General features: G+C 71.6%; 23 protein-coding genes. 8 read left to right on the top strand and 15 right to left on the bottom strand.

Annotation, left to right across the window (positions count from 1 at the left end; translation table 11 throughout):
* Positions 1 to 136: 136 nt before the first annotated feature.
* Complete coding sequence (gene leuA / locus ACGFZS_RS01220; RefSeq protein WP_393793367.1) at positions 137 to 1,858, bottom strand: 2-isopropylmalate synthase; 1,722 nt, start codon at positions 1,856 to 1,858, stop codon at positions 137 to 139.
* 320 nt (positions 1,859 to 2,178) lie between these two features.
* On the opposite strand from leuA, the gene ACGFZS_RS01215 reads away from it, so the two are divergent.
* The 4 genes from ACGFZS_RS01215 to ACGFZS_RS01200 are packed head-to-tail and all read left to right on the top strand — an operon-like array spanning position 2,179 to position 6,207.
* Complete coding sequence (locus ACGFZS_RS01215) at positions 2,179 to 3,264, top strand: M4 family metallopeptidase (protein WP_393793366.1); 1,086 nt, start codon at positions 2,179 to 2,181, stop codon at positions 3,262 to 3,264.
* Between the two features lie 21 nt (positions 3,265 to 3,285).
* Complete coding sequence (locus tag ACGFZS_RS01210; protein WP_359218201.1) at positions 3,286 to 3,552, top strand: protealysin inhibitor emfourin; 267 nt, start codon at positions 3,286 to 3,288, stop codon at positions 3,550 to 3,552.
* Between the two features lie 58 nt (positions 3,553 to 3,610).
* Positions 3,611 to 4,945: a GH1 family beta-glucosidase gene (locus ACGFZS_RS01205; protein ID WP_393793365.1), complete on the top strand. Its 1,335-nt coding sequence runs from the start codon at positions 3,611 to 3,613 to the stop codon at positions 4,943 to 4,945.
* On the top strand, positions 4,942 to 6,207 hold the full coding sequence (locus ACGFZS_RS01200) for an MFS transporter (RefSeq protein ID WP_393793364.1): 1,266 nt from the start codon (positions 4,942 to 4,944) through the stop codon (positions 6,205 to 6,207). The genes ACGFZS_RS01205 and ACGFZS_RS01200 overlap by 4 nt, the downstream gene beginning before the upstream one ends.
* An 8-nt stretch (positions 6,208 to 6,215) precedes the next feature.
* Here ACGFZS_RS01200 and ACGFZS_RS01195 read toward each other — a convergent pair whose 3' ends face one another.
* Positions 6,216 to 7,085, bottom strand: a complete 870-nt coding sequence (locus tag ACGFZS_RS01195; protein ID WP_393793363.1) for an NAD-dependent epimerase/dehydratase family protein — start codon at positions 7,083 to 7,085, stop codon at positions 6,216 to 6,218.
* 123 nt (positions 7,086 to 7,208) lie between these two features.
* Between ACGFZS_RS01195 and ACGFZS_RS01190 the strand changes: the two genes are divergently transcribed.
* Positions 7,209 to 8,057 (top strand): helix-turn-helix transcriptional regulator, encoded by an 849-nt coding sequence (locus ACGFZS_RS01190; RefSeq protein WP_393793362.1) that lies wholly within the window; start codon positions 7,209 to 7,211, stop codon positions 8,055 to 8,057.
* A 117-nt stretch (positions 8,058 to 8,174) separates the two neighbouring features.
* On the opposite strand, the gene era is transcribed toward ACGFZS_RS01190, so the two are convergent.
* Positions 8,175 to 9,143, bottom strand: a complete 969-nt coding sequence (era, locus tag ACGFZS_RS01185) for a GTPase Era (RefSeq protein ID WP_393793361.1) — start codon at positions 9,141 to 9,143, stop codon at positions 8,175 to 8,177.
* Between the two features lie 144 nt (positions 9,144 to 9,287).
* Here era and ACGFZS_RS01180 point away from each other — a divergent pair, with 144 nt between their 5' ends.
* Entirely contained in the window at positions 9,288 to 10,598 is a 1,311-nt protein-coding gene (locus ACGFZS_RS01180; protein ID WP_393793360.1) for an ammonium transporter, read from the top strand.
* Positions 10,595 to 10,933, top strand: coding sequence for a P-II family nitrogen regulator (locus tag ACGFZS_RS01175; RefSeq protein WP_393793359.1), 339 nt, complete (start codon positions 10,595 to 10,597; stop codon positions 10,931 to 10,933). The genes ACGFZS_RS01180 and ACGFZS_RS01175 overlap by 4 nt, the downstream gene beginning before the upstream one ends.
* Here the strand turns inward: ACGFZS_RS01175 and ACGFZS_RS01170 are convergent.
* The 9 genes from ACGFZS_RS01170 to ACGFZS_RS01130 all read right to left on the bottom strand — a co-directional run bounded on the left by ACGFZS_RS01170 (position 10,827) and on the right by ACGFZS_RS01130 (position 19,264).
* Complete coding sequence (locus ACGFZS_RS01170; protein ID WP_393793358.1) at positions 10,827 to 11,903, bottom strand: WxL protein peptidoglycan domain-containing protein; 1,077 nt, start codon at positions 11,901 to 11,903, stop codon at positions 10,827 to 10,829. The genes ACGFZS_RS01175 and ACGFZS_RS01170 overlap by 107 nt on opposite strands.
* Positions 11,904 to 11,986: 83 nt before the next feature.
* The gene (locus tag ACGFZS_RS01165; RefSeq protein WP_393793357.1) at positions 11,987 to 13,321 is read right to left on the bottom strand and encodes a beta-xylosidase; all 1,335 of its coding nucleotides are present in this window, start codon (positions 13,319 to 13,321) and stop codon (positions 11,987 to 11,989) included.
* Between the two features lie 158 nt (positions 13,322 to 13,479).
* Positions 13,480 to 13,947 (bottom strand): hypothetical protein, encoded by a 468-nt coding sequence (locus ACGFZS_RS01160; RefSeq protein ID WP_393532890.1) that lies wholly within the window; start codon positions 13,945 to 13,947, stop codon positions 13,480 to 13,482.
* A 455-nt stretch (positions 13,948 to 14,402) separates the two neighbouring features.
* Positions 14,403 to 14,753: a cytidine deaminase gene (locus ACGFZS_RS01155; protein WP_393793356.1), complete on the bottom strand. Its 351-nt coding sequence runs from the start codon at positions 14,751 to 14,753 to the stop codon at positions 14,403 to 14,405.
* Positions 14,754 to 14,814: 61 nt separating this feature from the next.
* Positions 14,815 to 15,834: a S66 peptidase family protein gene (locus ACGFZS_RS01150; RefSeq protein ID WP_393793355.1), complete on the bottom strand. Its 1,020-nt coding sequence runs from the start codon at positions 15,832 to 15,834 to the stop codon at positions 14,815 to 14,817.
* 170 nt (positions 15,835 to 16,004) lie between these two features.
* Positions 16,005 to 16,364 carry an MmcQ/YjbR family DNA-binding protein gene (locus tag ACGFZS_RS01145; RefSeq protein WP_393793354.1) on the bottom strand — a complete coding sequence of 120 codons (360 nt, stop codon included), beginning with the start codon at positions 16,362 to 16,364 and terminating at the stop codon, positions 16,005 to 16,007.
* Positions 16,361 to 17,665: a hemolysin family protein gene (locus ACGFZS_RS01140; RefSeq protein ID WP_393793353.1), complete on the bottom strand. Its 1,305-nt coding sequence runs from the start codon at positions 17,663 to 17,665 to the stop codon at positions 16,361 to 16,363. Before ACGFZS_RS01140 ends, ACGFZS_RS01145 begins: the two co-directional genes overlap by 4 nt.
* 19 nt (positions 17,666 to 17,684) lie before the next feature.
* Positions 17,685 to 18,182 carry an rRNA maturation RNase YbeY gene (gene ybeY / locus ACGFZS_RS01135; protein ID WP_181802918.1) on the bottom strand — a complete coding sequence of 166 codons (498 nt, stop codon included), beginning with the start codon at positions 18,180 to 18,182 and terminating at the stop codon, positions 17,685 to 17,687.
* Between the two features lie 14 nt (positions 18,183 to 18,196).
* On the bottom strand, positions 18,197 to 19,264 hold the full coding sequence (locus ACGFZS_RS01130) for a PhoH family protein (RefSeq protein ID WP_359224507.1): 1,068 nt from the start codon (positions 19,262 to 19,264) through the stop codon (positions 18,197 to 18,199).
* 224 nt (positions 19,265 to 19,488) lie between these two features.
* Here ACGFZS_RS01130 and ACGFZS_RS01125 point away from each other — a divergent pair, with 224 nt between their 5' ends.
* Complete coding sequence (locus tag ACGFZS_RS01125) at positions 19,489 to 20,178, top strand: FAD binding domain-containing protein (protein ID WP_393793352.1); 690 nt, start codon at positions 19,489 to 19,491, stop codon at positions 20,176 to 20,178.
* Between the two features lie 353 nt (positions 20,179 to 20,531).
* On the opposite strand, the gene ACGFZS_RS01120 is transcribed toward ACGFZS_RS01125, so the two are convergent.
* From ACGFZS_RS01120 to ACGFZS_RS01110, 3 genes are all read right to left on the bottom strand, one after another.
* The gene (locus ACGFZS_RS01120) at positions 20,532 to 21,707 is read right to left on the bottom strand and encodes a carbohydrate kinase family protein (protein WP_393793351.1); all 1,176 of its coding nucleotides are present in this window, start codon (positions 21,705 to 21,707) and stop codon (positions 20,532 to 20,534) included.
* 95 nt (positions 21,708 to 21,802) lie between these two features.
* Positions 21,803 to 23,092: a glucarate dehydratase family protein gene (locus ACGFZS_RS01115; protein ID WP_393793350.1), complete on the bottom strand. Its 1,290-nt coding sequence runs from the start codon at positions 23,090 to 23,092 to the stop codon at positions 21,803 to 21,805.
* Complete coding sequence (locus ACGFZS_RS01110; RefSeq protein WP_393794097.1) at positions 23,089 to 23,985, bottom strand: 5-dehydro-4-deoxyglucarate dehydratase; 897 nt, start codon at positions 23,983 to 23,985, stop codon at positions 23,089 to 23,091. Before ACGFZS_RS01110 ends, ACGFZS_RS01115 begins: the two co-directional genes overlap by 4 nt.
* Positions 23,986 to 24,061: the final 76 nt, after the last annotated feature.

Below are 24,061 nucleotides of genomic sequence, written 5' to 3'. Positions count from 1 at the left end.
TAGCCACATGGAGGAGGTGGAGTCAGTACCCCGTACGAGACCTTTCCGTGACCTCCACGGCCGGATGGCCGAGAAGCAGCGGGGCCCTGATCGCCGTAACAGGTGATCAGGGCCCCGAAACCGCCGGTCAGAGGGGTTATCGCGTCGCGCGGTTGACGGCGGAGACGACCGCCTTCAGCGACGCACGCGTCGTGTTCGCGTCGATGCCGATACCCCAGAGGATCTTGCCGTCGATCGCACATTCGATGTAGGAGGCGGCCTGCGCGGAGGCGCCCTCGCTCATCGTGTGCTCCTGGTAGTCCAGGAGGCGTACGTCGATGCCCAGGCCCTGCAGCGCGTCGAAGAAGGCGGAGATCGGGCCGTTGCCGGAGCCGGTCAGGACGGTGTCCTCGCCGTCGACGGTCGCCTCGACGGTGAGGGTGTCGGTGCCGTCGGTGTCGGTGGTCGACTGGCCGGTGCGGACCTGGACGCGGCCCCAGGGGTTCTCCGGGTTCGGCAGGTACTCGTCCTGGAAGACCGCCCAGATGTCGGCGCCGGTGACCTCGCCGCCCTCGGCGTCCGTCTTGGCCTGGATGAGCTTGGAGAACTCGATCTGCATCCGGCGCGGCAGGTCCAGCTTGTGGTCGTTCTTCAGGACGTAGGCGATACCGCCCTTGCCGGACTGCGAGTTGACCCGGATGACCGCCTCGTAGGAGCGGCCGACGTCCTTGGGGTCGATCGGCAGGTACGGGACCGCCCACTCGATGTCGTCGACGGTGACGCCCTTGGCCGCGGCGTCGGCCTCCATGGCGTCGAAGCCCTTCTTGATGGCGTCCTGGTGGGAGCCGGAGAAGGACGTGTAGACCAGGTCGCCCACGTACGGGTGGCGCGGGTGGACCTCCATCTGGTTGCAGTACTCCCACGTACGACGGATCTCGTCGATGTCGGAGAAGTCGATCTGCGGGTCGACGCCCTGCGAGAACAGGTTCATGCCCAGGGTGACCAGGTCGACGTTGCCGGTCCGCTCGCCCTGTCCGAACAGGCAGCCCTCGACGCGGTCGGCGCCGGCCATCAGCGCCAGCTCGGCGGCGGCCACGGCCGTACCGCGGTCGTTGTGCGGGTGGACGGAGATGACGACGTGCTCGCGGCGGGAGATGTTGCGGCTCATCCACTCGAAGCGGTCCGCGTGCGTGGACGGCGTCGAACGCTCCACCGTGGCAGGCAGGTTGAGGATGATCTCGCGGCCCGGGCCCGGCTGGTAGACGTCCATCACCGCCTCGCAGACCTCCAGCGCGAAGTCCAGCTCGGTGTCGGTGAAGATCTCCGGCGAGTACTGGTAGCCGAACTCGGTCTCCGGGCCCAGCAGCTTCTCGGCGTACTCCATGACGAGACGGGTGCCGTCCACCGCGATCTGCTTGATGTCGTCCTTGGAACCGCGGAAGACCACCCGGCGGAAGACCGGGGCGGTGGCGTTGTACAGGTGGACGGTGGCCCGCCTGGCGCCCTTCAGCGACTCGACGGTCCGCTCGATCAGGTCCTCGCGGGCCTGGGTCAGTACGGAGATCGTGACGTCGTCGGGGATCGCGCCCTCTTCCTCGATGATCGAGCGCACGAAGTCGAAGTCGGTCTGGCCGGAGGCCGGGAAGCCGACCTCGATCTCCTTGTAGCCCATCTTGACCAGCTGGTCGAACATCCGGCGCTTGCGCTCGGGCGACATGGGGTCGATCAGTGCCTGGTTGCCGTCGCGCAGGTCGGTGGAGAGCCAGCGGGGGGCGACGGTGATCCGGTTGTCCGGCCAGGTGCGGTCCGGGATGTCGACCTGGTCGTAGCGGCCGTACTTGTGGATCGGCATGCTGCTGGGCTGCTGGCGGTTCGCCATGATTGCGGGGCTCCTAGTGGGTGTCCGGAAGGACGGCCGACGACGCAACGCGAAGCTCCGCGGGGAGGGAGTCGACCTGGACTACAGGCCCTCGCCGCGGCAGCTAAGAAGAAGCAGCCCGAAACGCATGATGCGAAGCATGCTAGCCGAGGCCCTGCGGAGGCGGGGCGCCGTATCAGTATGCGGGACCAGGGGGAGGAACAGGACAAAACGTGCGCCATACCACTCCCCCTCACGGAGGGTGGTCAATTGTCACGGTATTTCACCAATCATGGTTGCGGGTAGTGACAGCCGCGTGACGCAGTGCGAGGGTGCCGTGCATGACGACCCACGGGGGCTCCGAGCCCGTCATCCGCCGCACGCCCGTCTTCTGCGGGATCGTGCCGCCGCACATCCTCGACCAGCTCGCCCAGCACGAGGACGGCACGCTCGCCGACTCCGCGCTGCGCACCCTGCAGCACGACTCCGCGGCCCGTACCCGCCGCCGCGTGACCGCCGTGCGCACCCTCGCCGCGATCGCCGCCCCGGCGGGCCCCGACGCCACCCCGCGCCGCACGATCTACGACGCGCAGCACGGCACCGACCTGCCCGGCACCAAGGTCCGCGAGGAGGGCTCCGAGCCCGGCCAGGACGCCACCGTCAACCGCGCCTACGCCGGCCTCGGCGCCACCTTCGAGCTGTACCTGAAGGCGTACGAGCGCGACTCCATCGACGGCAACGGGCTCGCGCTCGACGCGACCGTGCACTACGACCGCGACTACGACAACGCCTTCTGGAACGGCGAGCAGATGGTGTTCGGCGACGGCGACGGCGTGATCTTCACCGACTTCACCAGCTCCGTCGACGTCATCGGCCACGAGCTCACCCACGGCGTCACCCAGTACACCGCCAACCTGGAGTACTACGGCCAGTCCGGCGCCCTCAACGAGTCGGTCTCGGACGTCTTCGGCTCCCTCATCAAGCAGTACTCCCTCGGCCAGAGCACCGACCAGGCCGACTGGCTGATCGGCGAGGGCCTGCTCGCCCCCGGCGTGCACGGCGTGGCGCTGCGCTCCATGAAGGCCCCGGGCACCGCGTACGACGACCCGCGCCTCGGCAAGGACCCGCAGCCCGCGACCATGGCGCAGTACGTGAAGACCAGCCGGGACAACGGCGGGGTGCACATCAACTCCGGCATCCCCAACCACGCCTTCTACCTGCTCGCCACCGCCCTCGGCGGCAACGCCTGGGAGCGGGCCGGGCAGATCTGGTACGACGTCCTCACCGGCGGCGAGCTGGCCTCGGACGCCCGGTTCACGGACTTCGCCAAGCTCACGGTGACCGCCGCCAAGGCCCGCTACAAGGAGGGCGAGGAGACCGAGGCGGTCCTCAAGGCCTGGGCCCAGGTGGGGGTGCAGACCGGCTGAGTCCGTACTACACAGGGACCCATGCGTATTCAGGTGAGGCGTACGGGCGGGTTCGCGGGCATCGAGCGCCGGGCCGAGGTGGACACCTCGGGCCGGCCCGACGCCCACGAGTGGCAGACCCTGGCCGAGCGCGCGCTCGCGGCCGGCCGGGGCGCTCCGCCGCCCGGGGTGCCGGACGGGTTCGCCTACGAGATCACGGTGGACGGACGGACGGTGTACGCGGCCGATCCCCGGCTGACCGACGAGCAACGCGAACTGATCTCCCGGGTGTTGAAAGAAGGCGCGTAACGGGTAGTTCCCGTCCGGGCGTTGACTTCCGTAACCGGGGGTAAGGATGATCCCGGCCATGCTGAGTGACTCGGTCAATCCGATACCCCCCTTCCCGCGGTTCCCCGACGGCTTCCTCTGGGGTGTCTCGACCTCGGCCCATCAGATCGAGGGCGCGGCCGACGAGCGCGAGCCGTCCGTCTGGGACGCCTTCGAGGCGGAACCGGGCCGGATCAAGGACGGTTCCACGGCGGCGGTGGCCTGCGACCACGTCCACCGCCACCGCGAGGACACGGCCCTGCTGGCCGGCCTCGGCGTGGACGCGTACCGCTTCTCGATCTCCTGGCCGAGGGTCCGCTCGACGGGCGGCCTGGACTTCTACGACCGTCTCGTGGACGACCTGTGCGCGGCGGGCGTACGCCCGGTCCCCACCCTCTTCCACTGGGACCTGCCGTCGGCCCTCCAGGAGGCGGGGGGCTGGCTGGAGCGGGACACGGCCGCGCGCTTCGCCGAGCACGTCGCCACGGTCGTGGACCGGCTCGGCGACCGCGTCAAGAAGTGGATCACCCTCAACGAGCCCGCCGAACACACCCTGTTCGGCCACGCCCTGGGCGCCCACGCCCCCGGCAAGCAGCTGATGTTCGACGCGCTCCCGGTCGCCCACCACCAGCTCCTCGCCCACGGTCTGGCCGTCCGGGCGCTGCGCGCGGCCGGCGCCGGCGACATCGGCATCGCCAACTCCCACGGCCCGACCTGGCCGGCCTCCCAGGAGCCCGCGGACCTGGAGGCGGCCGCCTTCTACGACCTCCTCCTCAACCGCCTGTTCGCCGAGCCGGTCCTGCTCGGCGAGTACCCGGACGGCATGGGCGACCTGATGCCGGGCGACGTCGCCGCCGACCTGAAGGTGATCTCCGAACCGCTCGACTGGTACGGGATCAACTACTACGCCCCGACCAGGGTGGGCGCCCCGCAGGGCACCGAGATCGAGTTCGGCGGGCTCACCCTCCCCGCCGAACTCCCCTTCTCCGTCCAGGACATCGAGGACGTCCCGGTGACGGACTTCGGCTGGCCGGTGGTCCCGGAGGGCCTCACCGAACTCCTCACCGGCTTCCGCGACCGCTACGGCGACCGGCTGCCGCCCGTCGTCATCACCGAGAACGGCTGCTCGTACGAGGGCCTCGACGACCAGGCCCGCATCGCCTACCTGGACGGCCACATCCGGGCGCTGCACAAGGCGGCCGAGGCCGGCGTGGACGTGCGCGGGTACTTCGTCTGGTCCCTCCTCGACAACTTCGAGTGGGCGGAGGGCTACGAGCGCCGCTTCGGCCTGGTGCACGTCGACTACGCCACCCAGACGCGGACGCCGAAGTCGTCGTACCACTGGTTCCGGGACGTGCTGCGGGCGCAGAGATGACGACGACACGTGAGCCGGCCGGGGAGCCGGCCGCCCTGGCGGAACCGGCCGAGAAGGTCGGGCGCGGCTGGACGTCGGCGCTCTCCCTCGCCAACGGGGCGATCTGGGTGGGCTGGTACGGCCCGCTGCAGATCCTGCTGGCCTCCCAGGCCAAGGACTTCGCGCCCGGCTCCGGGATGTCGAAGGAGACGATGCTGGCGTGGGTGACCGGGGTCGGCGCGGTGGTGTCGCTGGCGGCGAACCCGGTCTTCGGCGCGCTGTCGGACCGTACGACGTCCCGCTGGGGCCGCCGCACCCCGTGGATCGTCGCCGGCACGGCGGGCGGGGCGCTGTCCCTGCTGCTGCTCGCGGGCGCCGGTGGGATGTGGACGATGATGCTGGGCTGGGCCCTGGTCCAGCTGACGCTGAACGCGGCCTTCGCGGCGGTGACGGCGGCGGTGCCGGACCGGGTGCCGAGGCTGCAGCGGGGGGCGGTGGGCGGCTGGCTGGGGGCCGCGCAGATCCTGGGCGTGGTCGGCGGCACGGGCCTGGCGACGGCCGCCGGGGGCGTCGGGGCGGGCTATGTGGCCTGCGCGGTGTTCACGGCGCTGGGCGTGCTGCCGTACGTACTCCGCCACCCGGATCTGCGGCTGGCGCCGGCGGACCGGCCCGCGTGGTCCTGGCGGGGTTTCCTGGCCGGTTTCTGGCTGAGCCCGCGCCGCTATCCGGACCTGGGCTGGGCGTGGCTGACCCGGTTCCTGATCAACCTCAGCAACGCGCTGGTCCTGCTGTACCTCCTCTACTACCTCCGCGACCGCCTCCACCACCACGACGCCGAGCAGGGCGTGCTGATCCTGACCGCCATAAACGGGCTGACGCTGATGGCGACGGTCGTGGTGGGCGGGGTCTGGTCGGACCGGCTGGGCCGCCGCAAGCCCTTCGTGGTCTGGTCGGGGATGCTGATGGCGGCGGCGACGGCGCTGCTTGCGGCCTGGCAGACCTGGCCGGGGGCGATCGTCGCGGCGGCCTTCCTCGGCATCGGTTTCGGGGTGTTCACCTCGGTCGACTTCGCGCTGATGACGGACGTCCTGCCGAAGGCCCTGGACCGGGGCAAGGACCTCGGCGTCATCAACGTGGCCAACGCCCTGCCGCAGGTCGCGGCCCCCGCCCTCGCCGCGCCGATCGTCACGTATCTCGGCGGCTACCGGGTCCTCTACCTGGTGGCGGCGGTGATCGGGCTGGCGGGGGCGGCGCTCGTGGGGCGGATACGGGGGGTCGACTAGGGCCCGCTCTAGAGGGCTCCGGCGTCCCGGGCGGTCCAGACGCTGGGGTGGATCGGCCGGAAGCCGAGGTCCCGGCGGATCTTCCGGTTCGACATGATCCCGAACCAGGGGTCGCGGTCGCCGCGCTCGCTCAGGCCGGCCGGCACCGCGACGCCGTTGAGCTGGTACAGCTCGACCGTCGTGACGGGGGCGTCGTCGGCGATGTTGTAGACCGGGCCGTTCACGGCCGGGGCGTACAGCAGCCGCAGCAGCCCCTGTCCGACGTCCGCGTGGTGGGCCATCTGGAGGCGCTGGGCGGGGGCCCAGTTCGCGGCCCAGTGCAGGGAGTTGGCGAGGTGGGGGTCCCCCTCGCCGTAGACGAAGGGCAGCCGCCCGATCCGTACCTCCATGCCGTCCGCCAGCGCGAGCAGCTCCCGCTCGGCGGCCGCCTTGGACTCGGCGTAGGCGCCCCACATCTCGCCGCCGGGCCGGCTCTCGTCGTCCTCGACGAGCGGGCGACCGCGTCCGGTGCCGTACACGTTCCCGGTGCTGACCTGCACGAACCGTCGTACGCCGGCGCCGAGCGCGGCCCGGCCGAGCGCCACCGCCGCGTCCCGGTTGACGGCCCAGGCCTCCTCGTCGGGGACCCCGCGGAAGGAGGCGGCGACGTTCACGACGGCGTCCGTCCCGGCGACGGCCTTGCCGAGCGCCTCCTCGTCCCGCAGGTCCCCGACGACGACCTCGGCGCCCAGCTCCGCGAACGGCTCCCCCCGGGCCGCGTCCCGCACCAGCACCCGTACCCTCTCCCCCGCCTGGGCCCCCGTCCGGGCCTCCGCCAGCAGCCGGGGCACGAAGCGCCGCCCGACCTGGCCGGTCGCACCGGTGACAAGAGTGATCATGACCGTCTCCTTCGCTCTGGTTGCCCCCACCCTCGCCGTCCCGCGGCGGCACCGGGAGAGACCTTCCGATCAGGGGATCGACGGTCCCTGGATAAGCCGGGCGGGCGGCGCCACCCTGGAGACATGGACCGCCCCGAGCTCGCCGACTTCCTGCGCCGCGCCCGTACCCGCCTGGACCCCTCCGACGTGGGGCTGGCACCCGGCGTCCGGCGGCGCACACCGGGGCTGCGGCGCGAGGAGGTGGCGTCGCTGGCCGGCATGTCGGCCGACTACTACACGCGCCTCGAACAGTCCCGGGGCCCGCGCCCGTCCCGCCAGATGCTGACGGCGCTGGCCCGCGCCCTGCGCCTGACCGAGGACGAACGGGACCACCTGTTCCACCTGACCGGCGAGGAGCCCCCGCGCCGGGAGACCGCGAGCACGCACGTCCGCCCGGGCCTGCTCCTGGTCCTGGACCGGCTGCACGACACCCCGGCGCTGGTGTCCACGGACTGCGGCGAGATCCTGGCCCAGAACGCGCTGTCCCGGGCGCTCAGCGGCGATGTGCTGGCCCGCCCGCCGCGCGAGCGCAACCTGCTGCGCCGCTACTTCCTGGACCCGGCCGCCCGCGACCTGTTCCCGCCGGAGGACCGCCCGGCGCGGGCCCGTGAACACGTGGCGAACCTCCGCGCGGTGGCCGCGGCCCGCCCCACCGACCCGGCCCCCGCCGCCCTGGTCGCCGAACTCCTGTCCGGCAGCGAGGAGTTCGCCCGCCTCTGGGCCGACCACGAGGTGGCCGTACGCCGAGCCACCACCAAACGCTTCCGCCACCCCACCGTCGGCCTCCTCGAACTCGACTGCGAGGTCCTCCTCAACGCCGACACCCACCAGCAACTCGTCGTCCACACGGCCCGCCCAGGCACGGAGTCCTACGAACGCCTCCAACTGCTACGCGTAGTAGGCCTCCAGGACCTGACCCCGACCCGGACGTGACCCCGGGATGCGGCTACCGCCGCGCGGCGGGCGTCCCCGGCAGTGCCTCGATCTGCTCGCGGGACTTGATGCCGGCCTCCCTCGGACGCCGACCGCCAAGCCCCGCCCACCCCGGCCTCAGAACCCCAGCCGCCGCAGCTGCTTCGGGTCCCGCTGCCAGTCCTTGGCGACCTTCACGTGGAGGTCGAGGAAGACGGGTGTGCCCAGCAGTGCCTCGATCTGCTTGCGGCTCTTGATGCCGACCTCCTTCAGGCGCGTGCCCTTGGGGCCGATGACGATGCCCTTCTGGCTGGGGCGCTCGATGTACAGGTTGGCGTGGATGTCGAGGAGGGGCTTGTCGGCGGGGCGGTCCTCGCGGGGGAGCATCTCCTCGACGACGACGGCGATGGAGTGCGGGAGCTCGTCGCGGACGCCTTCGAGGGCCGCCTCGCGGATCAGTTCCGCGATCATGACCTGCTCGGGCTCGTCGGTGAGGTCGCCCTCGGGGTAGAGGGCGGGGCCCTCGGGGAGCAGCGGGACGAGCAGGTCGGCGAGCAGGCTCACCTGCTTGTCGCCGACCGCGGAGACGGGGACGATCTCGGCCCACTCGAAGCCCAGCTCCTTGCCGAGCTGGTCGATGGCGATCAGCTGCTCGGCGAGGGTCTTGGAGTCGACGAGGTCGGTCTTGGTGACGACGGCGACCTTGGGGGTCTTCCTGATCCCCGCGAGTTCCTTCGCGATGAAGCGGTCACCGGGGCCGATCTTCTCGTTCGCCGGCAGGCAGAAGCCGATGACGTCGACCTCGGCCCAGGTGGTGCGGACCACGTCGTTCAGCCGCTCGCCGAGCAGCGTGCGCGGCTTGTGCAGGCCGGGGGTGTCGACCAGGATCAGCTGGGCGTCCTCCCGGTGCACGATGCCGCGCACGGTGTGCCGCGTGGTCTGCGGCTGGTTCGCGGTGATCGCCACCTTCTGCCCGACCAGAGCGTTCGTGAGGGTGGACTTGCCCGCGTTGGGACGCCCGACGAAACAGGCGAAGCCCGCCCGGTGGACGGCCTCCGACGATTCCGACGGCTCGGTTGACTGGCTGCGAACGCTCATGGCCCCCATTCTCCCTGATCCACGACACCCCGCCGCACCGTGAGATTTCGGTAACCCCACGGCAACGAAACGTCACGGAAACACAGCCGTACGCGACCGGAAACGGGAACCGGTGACCCTCTGACGAGCCCCCGCCCAGGTTGGAGACGCCCCGTGTACCTCGCCGCCGCGCACGCCGACACCGGTGACACCGCCTGGCTGCTCGCCGCCACCGCCCTGGTCCTGCTGATGACACCGGGACTGGCCCTGTTCTACGGCGGCATGGTCCGCACGAAGAGCGTCCTCAACATGCTGATGATGAGCTTCGTGTCGATCGCGCTGGTCACGGTGGTGTGGCTGGCGGGAGGCTACTCGCTGGCGTTCGGACCGGACGCGGCGGCCGGGCTGATCGGCGGGCTCGAACACGCCGGGATGAGCGGACTCGGTCCGGACAGCGTCCAGGGCACCGTGCCCACCCTGCTCTTCGCCACCTTCCAGCTCACCTTCGCGATCGTCACGGCCGCGCTGATCAGCGGCGCGATCGCGGACCGGGCGAAATTCGGGGCCTGGCTGGTGTTCGTACCGGTCTGGGCACTGCTCGTATACGTTCCGGTGGCGCACTGGGTGTGGGGCCCCGGTGGCTGGATCGCACACCACCTCGGGGCGCTGGACTTCGCGGGCGGCCTGCCGGTCGAGATCACCTCGGGAGCGTCCGGGCTGGCGCTCTGCCTGGTCCTCGGCCCCCGGCTCGGCTTCAAGAAGGACGCGATGCGCCCGCACAACCTCCCCATGGTCGTCCTGGGCGCCGGTCTGCTCTGGTTCGGCTGGTTCGGCTTCAACGCGGGCAGCGCGCTCGGCGCGAACGGCCTCGCGGCCGCCGCCTTCCTCAACACCCTGGCCGCCGGCTGCACCGGCCTGCTCGGCTGGCTCTTCGTCGAGCAGAAGCGCGACGGCCATCCGACGACCCTGGGCGCCGCGTCGGGCGCGGTCGCGGGCCTGGTGGCCATCACCCCGTCCTGCGGCTCGGTCTCGCTGCTCGGCTCCCTCGTCGTCGGCCTCGCGGCGGGCGTGGTCTGCTCGTACGCCGTGAGCTGGAAGTTCCGGTTCGACTACGACGACTCGCTGGACGTCGTCGGCGTCCACCTGGTCGGCGGAGTCATCGGCACCCTGCTCATCGGCCTGTTCGCGGAGAAGGCGATGACCGGGGGCGCCGAGGGTCTCTTCTACGGCGGCGGGCTCGCCCCGCTCGGCAAGCAGGCGGTGGCGGTCGTGGTCGTGGCCGTGTACGCCTTCACCATGACGTACGGCATCGGCCGGCTGCTCGACAAGGTCATGGGCTTCCGGGCGGACGAGGACCAGGAGCACACCGGACTGGACCTTACGGTGCACGCCGAGACGGCTTACGATCACGGGGTCCTGGGCCACGGCGCCCCGGTCGGCCACTCCGTCCTCCCCACCGCCCAGAAGGTCACCACCCAGCCATGAAGCTCGTCACCGCGATCGTCAAGCCCTACCGCCTCGACGCGGTGAAGACCGCCCTCCAGGAACTCGGCGTGCACGGCCTGACCGTGACCGAGGCCAGCGGGTACGGCCGGCAGCGCGGCCACACCGAGGTGTACCGGGGCGCCGAGTACCAGGTCGACCTGGTGCCCAAGGTCCGGATCGAGGTCGTCGTCGACGACGCCGACTGCGAGCCGGTGATCGAGGCGATCGTCAGGGCCGCGCAGACGGGGAAGATCGGGGACGGGAAGGTGTGGGCACTGCCGGTGGAGACGGTCGTACGGGTGCGGACGGGCGAACGCGGCCCCGACGCCCTCTGAGACGCGTCAGCAGCGGCGTTCCGCCGCCCCGGCGCGACCTGGCGATCAGCACGCCGCCCGCCACCCCGGCGACGAAGGCCAGCGCCACCACCAGCCACGGCAGCGCGAGGAACGAGGCGCTCGCCGACTCCTTGGTACCGGTCGCGCTGGCCGTCAGCGTCACGTCCCCCCAGTCGAACTGGGGCGCGTCCCGCCAGGGCGCGGTGAGCCGGACCCGCTCCCCCGGGAGCAGTTCGGAGGGAACCCCGGTGAGGTCGCGGCTGAGCAGCGTCCGGCCGAACAGGCCCCGCGCGCGCAGCCGTACCTTCGGGTCCAGGGTGACGTTCCCGGTGTTGTGCAGGGTGTAGGAGATCGTCGCCGTGCTGTCGCCGAGACCGGGGACGAGCGGCTGGTGATGGGTGAGATGCACGTTCTCGACGGCGAGGGCCGGCAATGTCGGACCGCTCACCCGCAGGTAGACCCGGGCGCCGACGGCCCGCTGCACCCCGAGCGCCAGGGAGCCCGACCCGGGGTCGACGCGCTCGTCCAGCGCCACGATCGCACCCGGGTGGTCACCGGGCTCGGCCCCCTGGGGCACCCGCAGAGTGAAGGGAACCGTCACCGTCCTGTGCGGCGGCACCGTGACCCGCGCCTTCCCGAGCTTCACCCAGGCACCCACGCCCCGCATCCGCTCCTTCACGGTCCGGACGGCGAAGCCGCCGTCCCGCGCGGTGTTGTAGGCGTCGGCCGCGTACAGCCGGAAGGTCAGCGGTTTCCCGGTCTTGTTGGCGACGGCCACCTTGTCGGTGATCGTCCGCCCGGGGTCGAGGGAGAGGTAGAAGTACGGCCGCGCCGCGATCTTGGAGGCGACCGGATACACGGACCAGCTGCCGTTGTCGGCGGCACGCGCGGGACCCGCCGTGAGGAAGACGCCCGGGAGCAGGGTCAGGAACAGACTCAGGAGGAGGACGTACGGCTTGGCGCGACGCATGGGTGCGGACCCCCGGTCGGAAGCGGTCGGGTGACGGCCGGGCCCCCGTCTCCGGGAGCCCGGCCGCCACGCGGGGAGTTGGCTCAGGTGAGCGTCAGGGTCAGGACTCCGGAGTACGACCCCGGAGGCGTGAACGCCGGTACGTCCAGGCTGAGTCCGGCGTCGACGGTGAACTGACCCCCGGTGAGCGTGGAGTCCGGGGTCGACGCGAGGGTCGCTCCGGATGCGCCGACGGTGCCCGCCGAACCGGCCGCACAGGTGCTGGGGCTGCCGGTCTTGGTCGCGCAGGCGGGGGTCCAGCTGAGCTTGCCCGCGTCGATCTTGGCGCCCGGACCGGTGAAGTCGGTGACCTTGCCGGTGAGCGACCAGCCGGCCGGCCCGCCGCGGAAGTCCTTGACGGTCACGGTCTGCAACGCGCCCGTCGAGGCCCCGCCCTGACCGAAGTCGACCGCCGACAGCGCGACGGAGTCCCCGGCCTGGGACATGGACAGGGTGCCCGCCTTGACCGTGGTCGTCAGCTTCTGACTCCCGTCCGGCACCGGCGTCGTGTCGTTCACGACATAGGCGGCCGGCCCGGCCCCCGCGGTATCGCTCCACGCACTCCCCTCGTACGCCACGATCCCGGTCGTCGTCTTGTCGTTGACGACGATCGGCGCGCTGAAGGAACCGTCGGAGCCCGCGGTCGCCGTGGCCGTGTCCGCGGTCTGGCTGCTGCCCGACCGTCCGGCCAGCGTCACGGTCGCGCCCGGCGTGAAGTTCTGCCCGCTGACGGTCACGCTGTCACCGGGGTTGCCGGAGGCCTTGTCCAGGCTGATGGCCCGGTTGTTGACCGGGGTGGTCGAGGTCGCCGTGACGGTCTCCGACACCGGGGCGGGCGGGTTGGTGACCGTGCACGGGGTGTCCAGCTCCAGGATGTAGCTGGTGTGGATGTTGTAGTCACTGGGCGAGAGCGTGATGGCGCCCGCCGAGGTGACGGTGAACGTCCCGGTCATGGAGAACGAGGGGAAGGTCCCGTACCCCGGCACCGGATCGTTCTTCTTCGGCCCGGTCACCGTCACGTCACCGGTCTGCGCGCCGCCCAGCGTCACCTTCCCGGTCGGCGTCATGATGTCGGCCGGCAGGGCGAGTGCGGTGGGGTTGTTGGCGGCGGGCGTGACCACGGTGTAGGTCACGGTGACCGTGTCGCCGACCTTCGGGCTGGTGTTGTCCACCGAGATGTTGGCGGTGGTGGTGCCGTCGATCGGCGGGAGGCCCGCGACGGCGGGCGGGATGCAGTGCGTGGCGAAGTCGACGTTCGTGCCGGCGGCACCGGCCGGACAGGCCAGCGCGCCGCCCGCCGTGACCGCGAGCGCGGTCGCCCCGAACAGTGAGATCCAGCGCCACCGTCGGGATCTTCGTGATCCTGGGGGTGAACCCATCTTGGCCCCCTCCTGAGGGTTGCGGGCGCAGCGGCTCCTCTGCGCCGACAGGGGGCCATTGATGTGGAGGCCGCGTGAGAAGTCAATGGAGATGCCGCAGAAACCTGACGGTTCATCAGCTTCTGCGGCATCCGGAACGTACCCGTCAGCCGGCCCGGTCAGAAGACGAAGGGTCCGGGCGACTGGGCGGCGCTGGACGTACAGGTGACGGTGACGCCGAAGATGACCATCTTCAGCGAGCCGCCGTAGAAGTCGAGGCTGTCGCCGGAGGCCACGGTGCCGGGGAGCGGGCCGACGGTGACCGCGGAGCCGGCGGCCATGGCCGGGTTCACGGTGCCGCTGAAGACGACGTTGCTGCCGGTCGAGTTGGCCATGGTCAGCGTGGAGGCGATGGAGTTCGCCGACAGGGCGAGCGGGGTGGTGATCGCGCTGGAGGTGAGCGTGAGGGTGGCGCTCGTGCCGCTCTGGGTCGCGGTGAGCGTGGCCGCGCCGCCGCCGAAGATGCCGCAGCTGGCGGTGACGGTCGCGGTGGTCGGAGTGACGGCGGCTGCCGTGGGCGCGAAGGCCAGCGCCGTGGCGGCGAGGGCCCCCGCCGCGAGTGCCGCACCGGTGGCGATTCGTTTCATGGGGATCGGTCTCCCTTCCCGTTACGTGGGAATGCCATGTGGGGACGACGGCCCCGGTCCGGGTGGATGCGGGCACACCGCGGGGCACTGGAACCGACGCACCATCAGAATCTGACGGCCCGTCGGATTGCACGTTCCCATTGATGCGTGAGAGACACAGACCGACAAGGTTGAATTCCGGCCTACCTTCCTGTGGGGGTTGGCCGAAGGAGCGGTTGCGGTGGTGGCGTCCGTGCAGGTGCGTGGGGGCTGATCGCGCAGTTCCCCGCGCCCCTTAGGTGGGCTCAGCCTGCGCCCCTTCAGGGGCGCGGGGAACTGCGCGAGCAACCACGACGAAGCCGCACCCGCCCCCACACCCCGCCACCCCAGTCAACCAACTCCCACCCCTCCCCCGACGGAGTCAACAAGTCCTCGCTTCTCGGCGGACCGAGTCGGGTGGGCGGGTGGGCAAGGAGTCACGCGGAGACAGTGAGCCGAACCTCCCCGTCCGGCCCCGCCAGCAGCACCGGCGTCCCCGGCCCCCCAAGATCCCGCACCGCGGCCAAGTCGTCGGCGTCGACCTCCCCCGCCCCGCTCACGACCGCCGCCGCCTCCAGCGACTCCGCCCCCGACGCCACCGCCATCGCCACCGCCGTCCGCAGCGCGCTCAGCGCCAGCGAGGGCAGCTCCACGCTCCCCGCGACGTACGTACGGCCGGTGGAGTCCCGTACGGCCGCCCCCTCCGGCACCCCGTTGCGGGCCCGGGCCGAACGGGCCAGGGTGACGATCTTGCGGTCCTCGGGATCAAGCGCGCTGCTGTCGGTCATGCCCCCGAGCATACGAACATCCGGGACGCGCCCCGCCCCCACTCCCCGCCGTCGGACGGAGTCAGTCGAGTCGCTGGATGATCTGACCGCGTCCGGCCGTGTACAGCACCCGGCCGCGCGCGCCGTTCACCAGCGGCAGATACGGCGGCACATGACCGCACTCCACGTCGGCCACGATCGGCACCCCGAGCGGCCCGAGCGCGTCGAGCACGGCCTCGTGCTGGCCGAGGGTGGGGCTGTCGGGCGCGCGGGTGCGGCCGACGAGGACGGCGGCGGCCCGGTCGAAGAACCCGGCGAGCCGCATGCCGTGCAGGTTCCGGCAGATGGTGAACGCGTTGTCCTCACAGGCCTCGACGTACACGATCAGCGGTTCCTCCCCGGCGAAGCCGGCCGCGTCCAGATACGGCGTCCCGGCGAGGCCCACGAGGGTCTCGACGCAGCCGCCGATCAGCCGGCCCTCCACATCCACGTCCCCGTCTCCGTCGAGCCGGGTCCAGCCGCCCTCCGCGTCCAGCGTGAGGCCCCGGATACCGGGCTCGGCGATCCAGTCGTCCCGCCCCGCGGCCCGGTACCGCCCGGGCGGGGTCTGGGTGAACGGCGGCCCCTGCGGCGCGGCCACGACGTCCAGCCAGGAAAGGAGCCCCTCCGGCGGCCGGTAGGGCGTTTCCATGAGGCAGTTGCCGTGCACGGTCGCGACCCCGGTGCGCAGGGTCAGCGGGGTGATGAGGGTCGACATGTCCGAGTAGCCGACGACCCAGGTCGGTTCGGCCCGCCCGATGGCCTCGAAGTCGAGCAGCGGGAGGAGGTCGATGCCTGTCTCGCCGCCCCACGGGGGTACGACGGCCCGGATCGACGGGTCGGTCAGCATCCCGGTGAGTTCGGCGGCGCGTTCGGCGGCCGATGCGCTGACGTGCGTGGCCCCGTCCATGCACCGCCCGACCACCACCTCGTACCCGGCCTCCTCGACCGTACGGACCGCCACGTCGAGCCGCGCGCGCAGCGGCTCGGGCACTCCACTGGAGGGAGAGGTGACACCGACACGGTCACCGGGGCGCAGAGGGCGCGGATACCTGATCGTCATACAAGGGATCCGACCGCGCCCGCCCACCATGGGCAACCGGGTTTACCGCCGTACCGAGGATCGAGATCCGCCTCGAACACGAGGACGCCGGTGGCTTCCGCGGCGAGAAGTGCGTCCGTTTCCTGGAACTCACTGCCCGTGCCGTGCGGAAGCTCGACGGCTGATCGCCGTCACGGCCGGTCCAGCCGCAGCCGCTCCGCCCTCGGCAGGCCGGCGACGACAAGGTCGTACGAGTCCTCGACCAGCTCTCTCACGAGCCGGTCGGGGAGTCCGCCGTCCACGGTGACGGTGTTCCAGTGGCGCTTGTTCATGTGGTAGCCGGGGGTGATCAGGCCCTCGTGGTCGGCGCGGAGCCGGATCGCGTCCTCGGGGTCGCACTTGAGGTTGACCTTGAGCGGCTTCGCGTCGATCCAGCTCAGCGCGAACATCTTGCCGAGCACCTTGAAGACGGAGATGTCCGGGTTGAAGGGGAAGTCCTCCTCGGCCGCGTTGAAGGAGAGGCAGAGGGCGCGGAGTTGGTCGGGGCTCACTCGGCCGCGTCCTCCCCGGGCTCGCCGGCGGCCGGAACCGGCTCCACCAGCACCGTCACGATCTTGTTCCGGCGTCCGGCGGCCGCCTCGGCGGTCAGCGCCAGCCTGCGGCCGTCGGGGAGTTCGACCTGGGCGGAGGCACCGGCGATGGGAACCCGGCCGAGGGCCTTGGCGAGCAGTCCGCCGACGGTCTCCACGTCCTCGTCGTCGTACTCCTCCAGGCCGTACAGCTCGCCGAGATCGGTGATGTCGAGGCGGGCGGTGACCCGGTGGCGGTCGTCGCCGAGGTCGGTGACGGGCGGGAGTTCACGGTCGTACTCGTCGGTGATCTCGCCGACGATCTCCTCCAGGATGTCCTCGATGGTGACGATCCCGGCCGTGCCGCCGTACTCGTCGATGACGACGGCGACGTGGTTGCGTTCCTTCTGCATCTCGCGCAGCAGGTCGCCGGCGTTCTTGGTGTCGGGGACGAAGAACGCGGGCCGCATCGCGGTGGAGACCAGGTCGGCCTCGGCGTCCCGGCTGATGTGCGTCTTGCGGACCAGGTCCTTCAGATACACGATCCCGACGATGTCGTCCTCGCTCTCCCCGGTGACGGGTATCCGCGAGAAACCGGACCTGAGCGCGAGGGTGAGGGCCTGCCGGATGGTCTTGTAGCGCTCGATGACGACGAGGTCGGTGCGCGGGACCATGACCTCCCGGACCAGCGTGTCGCTCAGCTCGAAGACCGAGTGCACCATGCGGCGCTCCTCGTCCTCGATCAGGGACTCCTGCTCGGCGAGGTCGACCAGGGCGCGCAGTTCGGCCTCGGAGGCGAACGGGCCGCGCCGGAAGCCCTTGCCGGGGGTGAGCGCGTTGCCGATGAGGATGAGGAGATAGGGGACCGGGCCCATGATCCGGGCCAGCGGCAGCAGCACGTACGCGGCGGCCGTGGCCGTGTTCAGCGGGTGCTGGCGGCCGATGGTGCGCGGGGAGACGCCGACGGCGACGTACGACACGAGCACCATCACGCCGATCGCGGCGAGCAGCGCCTGCCAGGTGCTGGGGATCTCCTGGAGGCACTCGTAGGTGACGAGGGCCGCGGCGGCCATCTCGCAGGCGACGCGGACCAGCAGCGCCACGTTGAGGTAGCGGGTCGGGTCGGCGGCGAGTTCGGCGAGCCGGGCGCTGCCGCGCCGCCCGGACTTCACCGCCTCCTCGGCGCGGAAACTGGAGACGCGGGCGATACCGGCCTCGGCGCAGGCGGCCAGCCAGGCGACGACGACCAGGGCGATCGCGCCGAGAACGATCTGCGGACTCATTCGAGGACGACCCGCCCGACTAGGAGACCGTCGGCGCCGGCGAGGGCCCGGTCAGGCCCTGCTCCGCGCGCCAGCCGTCCACGATGGCCGCCTGCAGGCCGAACATCTCGGCCTTCTCGTCGGGCTCCTCGTGGTCGTAGCCGAGCAGGTGCAGCACGCCATGGACGGTGAGCAGCTGGAGCTCCTCGTCCATGGAGTGCTGGGTCTCGGCCTCGGCGCCCTGCTTGGCGGCGACCTCCGGGCAGAGCACGATGTCGCCGAGCAGCCCCTGCGGGGGCTCCTCCTCGTCCTTCGACGGCGGCCGCAGCTCGTCCATCGGGAAGGACATGACATCGGTGGGCCCGGGCAGGTCCATCCACTGGATGTGCAGCTGCTCCATGGCGTCGGCGTCCACGACGATCACCGAGAGCTCGGAGAGCGGGTGGATGCGCATCCGTGCGAGCGCGTAGCGGGCGATGTCGAGGATCGCCTGCTCGTCGACCTCGGTTCCGGACTCGTTGTTGACGTCGATCGACATGGCGCGGTGCTTGTCTACTTCCCCTTGTGCCCGGACTTCGAGCGGCCGCCCTGGTGCGCGCCGTTCTCCGTGCCGTGCTGGCTGTCGAACTTCTCGTACGCGTCGACGATACGGCCCACCAGCTTGTGCCGTACGACATCGTGGGACGTCAGCCGGGAGAAGTGCACGTCCTCCACGCCTTCGAGGATGTCCTGCACCTGGCGCAGACCGCTCTTGGTGCCGTTGGGCAGGTCGACCTGCGTCACGTCACCGGTGATCACGATCTTCGACTCGAAGCCGAGCCGGGTGAGGAACATCTTCATCTGCTCGGGGCTCGTGTTCTGGGCCTCGTCCAGGATGATGAAGGCGTCGTTGAGGGTGCGGCCGCGCATGTACGCCAGCGGCGCGACCTCGATCGTCCCGGCCGCCATCAGGCGCGGGATCGAGTCCGGGTCGAGCATGTCGTGCAGCGCGTCGTACAGCGGGCGCAGGTAGGGGTCGATCTTCTCGTAGAGCGTGCCGGGCAGGAAGCCCAGCCGCTCGCCCGCCTCCACGGCCGGCCGGGTCAGGATGATGCGGTTGACCTGCTTGGACTGCAGGGCCTGCACCGCCTTGGCCATGGCCAGGTACGTCTTTCCGGTACCGGCGGGGCCGATGCCGAAGACGATCGTGTGCTTGTCGATCGCGTCGACGTACCGCTTCTGGTTGAGGGTCTTGGGGCGGATGGTGCGGCCGCGCGAGGACAGGATGTTCTGGGTCAGAACCTGGGCCGGGGTCTCCTCCGCGCCCTCCCCGTTCTCACTCGCCCGCAGCATGGCGATCGAGCGTTCCACTGCGTCCTCCGTCATCGGCTGCCCGGTGCGGAGCACCAGCATCATCTCGTCGAACAGGCGCTGGACGAGGGCGACTTCATGCGCCTCGCCGACCGCGCTGATCTCATTGCCCCGGACGTGTATGTCGGCCGCCGGGAAGGCCTTCTCGATCACACGCAGCAGGGAGTCGCCGGATCCCAGTACCGTGACCATCGGGTGCTGGGCGGGAACCTCGAACTGAGCTCGGGCCTGCTGCTGCGCGGGAGAGTGAGCTGTGGGTGTCTGAGTCATGGGCCGGCGCTTAAGGCCTGCGGTTCCTCCTCATCACGGCCGCGTAGCTGAGGGCGGCCTCGCGGTATCAAGCGTACGACGTGGCACTGACAACGCCGTAGGCCTTTTCTTGGGGAAGGGCGCCCTCAGTGAAACCGTGAGCCCTGCATGCGCTCCTGTACGCCGGGGCAGAATCCGAGCTACGTCCTTATGTCCTTACAGAGCTCCTCAGAAAGCAGGTAGCCGTGCAGCTGCGACTGCCCACGTCGGTGTCCGAGGCCCGGGAGTACCTGGCCGAGGGGGCGATACCCGTCGGCGGAGCGACCCTCGTGTGGGCCGCCTGGCAGCGGGACGGCTTCCCGGAACAGGCGGTGTCCCTGCGGCGGGTGCCGGAGGCGACGGTGATAGGGGACGGGGTGCTCGGCGGGGCGGTGCTGCTGCACCAGGTGGACGACCGGGTTCCGGAGGTGCTGCGGCTGGCCGCGAAGGGGGTCGGCACGGGGGCGGTGCGCCGGGCGGCGACGGTCGGCGGGAACATCGCGGGGTCGAGCCTGCGGGATCTGCTGCCCGCGGCGCTGGTGCTGGACGCGCGGGCCGACGTGCTCACGACGGACGGGGTGGAGGAGGTGGACCTCGCCGAGGTCCAGGCGAAGTCTCCGGTGCTGTTGGCGCTGCGCTGGCGGGAGCCGGTGCGGGGCGCTTACGCGAAGGTGGCCGACGCGGGGGGCGGGGAGGTGCCGACGCTGGCCGCGGCGGCGGTCGACACGGAGGGTGTGCTGAGGGTCGCGGTGCGGGAGGGGTATGTGGTGAGCGCGGGGAGTGTGGGAGCCGGTGGGGGCGGGCTGGAGGAGTTGTTCGCCGGCGCGTTGTCCGAGGTGTCGGAGAGCGTCCGGGAACTGGTACGGGGGCTGGTTTCCGGCGTGCTCGGAGAGTAGGCGGGGGTGGTCCCGGCTCATCGTCGGCTGCGGGCCGGTGGGGGCTGGTCGCGCCCACGCGGCGGTAGCCGCAGATCGAATACAGCCCCGCGCCCCTGACGGGGCGCTGTGCGGCTGCGTGCTGCAGAGCCACGGTCGGACGGGGCGCGGTCCAGCCGCGTTCTGCGGAGCCGCGGGCGCCGCGCCGACCGCCTCCCCCCAGCCGCGGGCCGCGGGCCGCGTCGCAACTACTCAGCCACTCAGCTACTCAGCTGCGGGCAGGCGTGCCGCAGGGCGGCACGGGTGGGCGCAGCGGCACCCTGCAAGCGCCGGTGAGCGAAACTCTGCCCCGGCCCCGGCGTACCCGCACCGGGTCACCCCGCGCGGCCGAAACCGATCGTCGGGACTGCCCTTCGCAACGGCCAGGGACGTACCTGGTCCTCGCCCGGTACCAGGCCGTCCAGGAAGGCGTAGCGCCGCAGGGCCGTCGGGTCCTGGCCCGCCACCGACTGCACCTTCCGCCACCACGCCCCGATCTCCGACCAGCCGGGGGCCGAGAGGGAGCCGCCGAACTCCTGGACGGACAGCGCGGCGGTGAGGCCGGCGAAGGCGAGGCGGTCGGCGAGGGGCCAGTCGGCGAGGGTGCCGGTGACGAAGCCGGCGACGAAGACATCGCCGGCACCGGTCGGGTCGAGGGCCTCCACGGCGATGGCCGGGACCTCGGCGGACTCGCCGGTGCGTCCGTCGACGGCGTACGCGCCGTCCGCGCCGAGGGTGACCACGGCGAGCGGCACGTACGCGGTGAGGGCGTGCGCGGCGGCGCGCGGGCAGTCGGCGCCGGTGTACCGCATCGCCTCCTCCGCGTTCGGCAGGAACGCCTCGCAGTGTTCGAGGTCGGCGAGAGCGGCCAGGTCCCACTCCCCCGTCTCGTCCCAGCCGACGTCGGCGAAGATCCGGGTGCCCTCGGCGGCGGCCCTGGCGATCCACGGGTTGCGTTTGCCGGGCAGCAGCGAGGCGACGGCGGCGCGCGCGTGGGCGGGGCGGCCGGGTGCGTTCTGCTGGCGGAACAGGGTGTCGGCGGGCGGTTCGTGGCCGTGCGAGACCATGGTCCGCTCACCCTCGTAGGCCATGGAGACGGTGACCGGCGAGTGCCAGCCGCGCACGGTCCGGGACGGGGAGAGGTCGATGCCCTCGCCCTGTTCGAGCGCGTCCCAGCAGTACTCGCCGTAGTGGTCGTCGCCGAAGGCCGCGGCCAGGGAGGTCTTCAGCCCGAGCCGGGCGAGGGCGGTGGCCATGTTGGCGATGCCGCCGGGGCTGGATCCCATCCCGCGCGCCCAGGACTCGGTGCCGCGCACCGGGGCGGAGGCGAGGCCGGTGAAGACGATGTCGAGGAAGACGGTGCCGGTGAGGTAGACGTCCCAGGGCGGATCGCCCGGTGCGCGCAAGCCGGCCAGCGGGTCGACCTGCGCGGCACAGTGCGGTGTTGTTGCTCCCCTGTCGTCGTCGAGGTACTCGGGTTCCTCTCCGGCGAACGCGTTGGACGCGGTCACGGTGCGCTCCCTGACGTGGTGCGGATCCGGCCAGTCTGCACCATGTCGTACCGGAGGCGGCCGCAGTCGTCGTACGACCGCCCGAACGAGCGCCTCTACCAGCGCGGTACCGCCGGTGTGGTCCACCCCGGCTCGGCGACCCGCATCGCGGCCGCGTCGTCGCGGTCGCGCAGGGTGCCGTCGTCGTCCAGCCAGCGCCGGTGCAGCCGTCGTACCTTCTCCTGGTCCAGTGCGACGCCGAGGCCCGGCGCGTCGGGGACGGCGACCCGGCCGTCCGTGAAGACGAGCCGCTCGGTGAGGACGTCCTCGGACTGCCAGGGGTAGTGGGAGTCGCAGGCGTGGTGGAGGTCGGGGACGGTCGCGGCGACGTGGGTCATCGCGGCCAGGCTGATCCCGAGGTGGGTGTTGGAGTGCATGGAGACGCCGACGCCGAAGGTGCGGCAGACGGCGGCCAGTTCCCGGGTGTTGCGCAGTCCGCCCCAGTAGTGGTGGTCGGAGAGGACGACCTGCACGGCCCCGCTGCTGAACGCCTCCCGGATCTCGCCGAAGGTCGTCACGCACATGTTGGTGGCGAGCGGCACGTCCGTGCCGGCCGCCACCTCCGCCATCGCCGGGGTGCCGAGCGCCGGGTCCTCCAGGTATTCGAGGACGTCGGCGAGTTCCGCCGCGACCTTCAGCGAGGTCGCCACGGACCAGGCGCCGTTGGGGTCGAGGCGCAGCGGGTGCCCGGGGAACGCCTCGGCCAGCGCCCGTACGGCCGCGATCTCCTGCTCGGGCGGGAAGACCCCGCCCTTGAGCTTGAAGGAGGTGAACCCGTAGCGGTCCTTGAACCGGCGGGCCTGTGCCACGACCCCGGCCGGGTCGAGCGCGGGCCCCCAGTCGTCGGCCTCGGCCGGCACGCCCCGCGGATGCGCGGCCCACTTGTAGAACAGGTACGCGCTGTACTCGACCGCGTCGCGCACCTTGCCGCCGAGCAGCGCGTGCACGGGCAGTCCGAGCGCCTTGCCGAGGGCGTCGAGGCAGGCGACCTCGAAGCCGGAGACGACCGAAAGCCGCAGTTTGTCGGCGGTCTGCACGCCCCGCAGCCCGCCCACGTCGACCTGCCCGGAGACCCGGGAGGCGTCCACGGCGACCTCGTCGGCGACGGTGAACAGCCCGTTCAGGTCGGAGACCGCACGGCCGACCAGCCGCGCCGCGAACGGCCGGGCCAGCTCCAGGTACTTGGTGTCCCCGTAGGTCTCGCCGATCCCGACCACCCCGTCGGCGGTCTCCACCTCGACGATCAGCCGGGGCGTGTACGGCTGGTGCACCCCCTGAGTGTTGAGCAGCGGCGGGTCGGCGACGAGGATCGGCGTCAGGCGGACGTCGGTGATCGTGAGGTTCACAGGGACGCTCCGGCGAGGTCGAGGCCGGCGCCGAGCAGGGCCCGCAGCTCGGCGAGGTCGGCGGCGGACGGGTCGGTGAGGGGGGCGCGGACGGGTCCCACGGGCCGGCCGCGCAGCCGGGCAGCCGCCTTCACCAGCGACACGGCGTATCCGGGGACGCGGTCGCGGAGTTCGACGAACGGCACGTAGAAGTCGCGCAGCAGCTTGTCGGTCGTGCCCTGCTCGCCGTCGCGCAGGGCGGCGAAGAAGGCGTCGGCGATCTCCGGGGCGAAGGCGTGCACGGCGGAGGAGTAGGCGGGGACGCCGACGGTGGCGTAGGCGCGGGCCTGGATCTCGGCGGTGGCGGCGCCGTTGAAGAAGAGGAAGCCGTCCGGGGCGGCGAGGGTGAGCCGCTGCAGCCGGTCGAGGTCGCTGTGCCCGTCCTTGAGCCCGATCACACCGGGGATGCGGGCGATCCGCGTCAACGAGTGGGCCGTGTAGGCGACCTGGCCGCGCTGGTAGGCGATGAGGGGGAGCGAGGTCCGGGCCGCGAGCTGCTCCAGCTGCGCGACCAGCCCGTCCTGCGGGGCGGCGACGAGATAGTGCGGCAGCACGAGCAGGGCGTCGGCCCCGGCCTCCTCGGCGATCCGCGCGAACCGGGCGGCCTGCGCCCAGCCGTACCCCACCCCCGCGACCACCGGCACCCTTCCGCCGGCCTCCTCGACCGCCACGCCCACGACCTGCCGGTACTCGTCCTCGGCGAGCGAGAAGAACTCCCCGGTGCCGCAGGCCGGGAAGAGCGCGCCGGGCGCGGCGGCCAGCTGCCCGGCGACGTACGCCCGGAACCCGTCCAGGTCCAGGGACCCGTCGGCGTGGAAGGAGGTCAGCGGAAAGGACAGCACCCCCTTCGCCATCGCGTCCCGCAGCGCGCGCACCACACTCTCCGGCTGTCCGCCCACCGAACCCATCTCCCTACGTAAACGTCGTCTA

Source organism: Streptomyces sp. NPDC048288, from assembly GCF_043201555.1.
Lineage (GTDB): Bacteria > Actinomycetota > Actinomycetes > Streptomycetales > Streptomycetaceae > Streptomyces.
The sequence above is the reverse complement of the archived record's forward strand: the minus strand, read 5'-3'. Positions and strand labels throughout refer to the sequence as shown.

Excerpts from the sequence above, each read along its gene's own strand:
- ACGFZS_RS01200 (WP_393793364.1), top strand. The coding sequence starts at position 4,942 with ATGACGACGACACGTGAGCCGGCCGGGGAGCCGGCCGCCCTGGCGGAA.
- ACGFZS_RS01150 (WP_393793355.1), bottom strand. The coding sequence starts at position 15,834 with ATGACGATCAGGTATCCGCGCCCTCTGCGCCCCGGTGACCGTGTCGGT.
- ACGFZS_RS01140 (WP_393793353.1), bottom strand. The coding sequence starts at position 17,665 with ATGAGTCCGCAGATCGTTCTCGGCGCGATCGCCCTGGTCGTCGTCGCC.
- ACGFZS_RS01165 (WP_393793357.1), bottom strand. The coding sequence starts at position 13,321 with ATGGGTTCACCCCCAGGATCACGAAGATCCCGACGGTGGCGCTGGATC.
- ACGFZS_RS01160 (WP_393532890.1), bottom strand. The coding sequence starts at position 13,947 with ATGAAACGAATCGCCACCGGTGCGGCACTCGCGGCGGGGGCCCTCGCC.
- era (WP_393793361.1), bottom strand. The coding sequence starts at position 9,143 with ATGGGGGCCATGAGCGTTCGCAGCCAGTCAACCGAGCCGTCGGAATCG.
- ACGFZS_RS01130 (WP_359224507.1), bottom strand. The coding sequence starts at position 19,264 with ATGACTCAGACACCCACAGCTCACTCTCCCGCGCAGCAGCAGGCCCGA.
- ACGFZS_RS01210 (WP_359218201.1), top strand. The coding sequence starts at position 3,286 with ATGCGTATTCAGGTGAGGCGTACGGGCGGGTTCGCGGGCATCGAGCGC.
- ACGFZS_RS01190 (WP_393793362.1), top strand. The coding sequence starts at position 7,209 with ATGGACCGCCCCGAGCTCGCCGACTTCCTGCGCCGCGCCCGTACCCGC.
- ACGFZS_RS01195 (WP_393793363.1), bottom strand. The coding sequence starts at position 7,085 with ATGATCACTCTTGTCACCGGTGCGACCGGCCAGGTCGGGCGGCGCTTC.
- ACGFZS_RS01170 (WP_393793358.1), bottom strand. The coding sequence starts at position 11,903 with ATGCGTCGCGCCAAGCCGTACGTCCTCCTCCTGAGTCTGTTCCTGACC.
- leuA (WP_393793367.1), bottom strand. The coding sequence starts at position 1,858 with ATGGCGAACCGCCAGCAGCCCAGCAGCATGCCGATCCACAAGTACGGC.
- ACGFZS_RS01175 (WP_393793359.1), top strand. The coding sequence starts at position 10,595 with ATGAAGCTCGTCACCGCGATCGTCAAGCCCTACCGCCTCGACGCGGTG.
- ACGFZS_RS01110 (WP_393794097.1), bottom strand. The coding sequence starts at position 23,985 with ATGGCGAAGGGGGTGCTGTCCTTTCCGCTGACCTCCTTCCACGCCGAC.
- ACGFZS_RS01215 (WP_393793366.1), top strand. The coding sequence starts at position 2,179 with ATGACGACCCACGGGGGCTCCGAGCCCGTCATCCGCCGCACGCCCGTC.
- ACGFZS_RS01205 (WP_393793365.1), top strand. The coding sequence starts at position 3,611 with ATGCTGAGTGACTCGGTCAATCCGATACCCCCCTTCCCGCGGTTCCCC.
- ACGFZS_RS01155 (WP_393793356.1), bottom strand. The coding sequence starts at position 14,753 with ATGACCGACAGCAGCGCGCTTGATCCCGAGGACCGCAAGATCGTCACC.
- ybeY (WP_181802918.1), bottom strand. The coding sequence starts at position 18,182 with ATGTCGATCGACGTCAACAACGAGTCCGGAACCGAGGTCGACGAGCAG.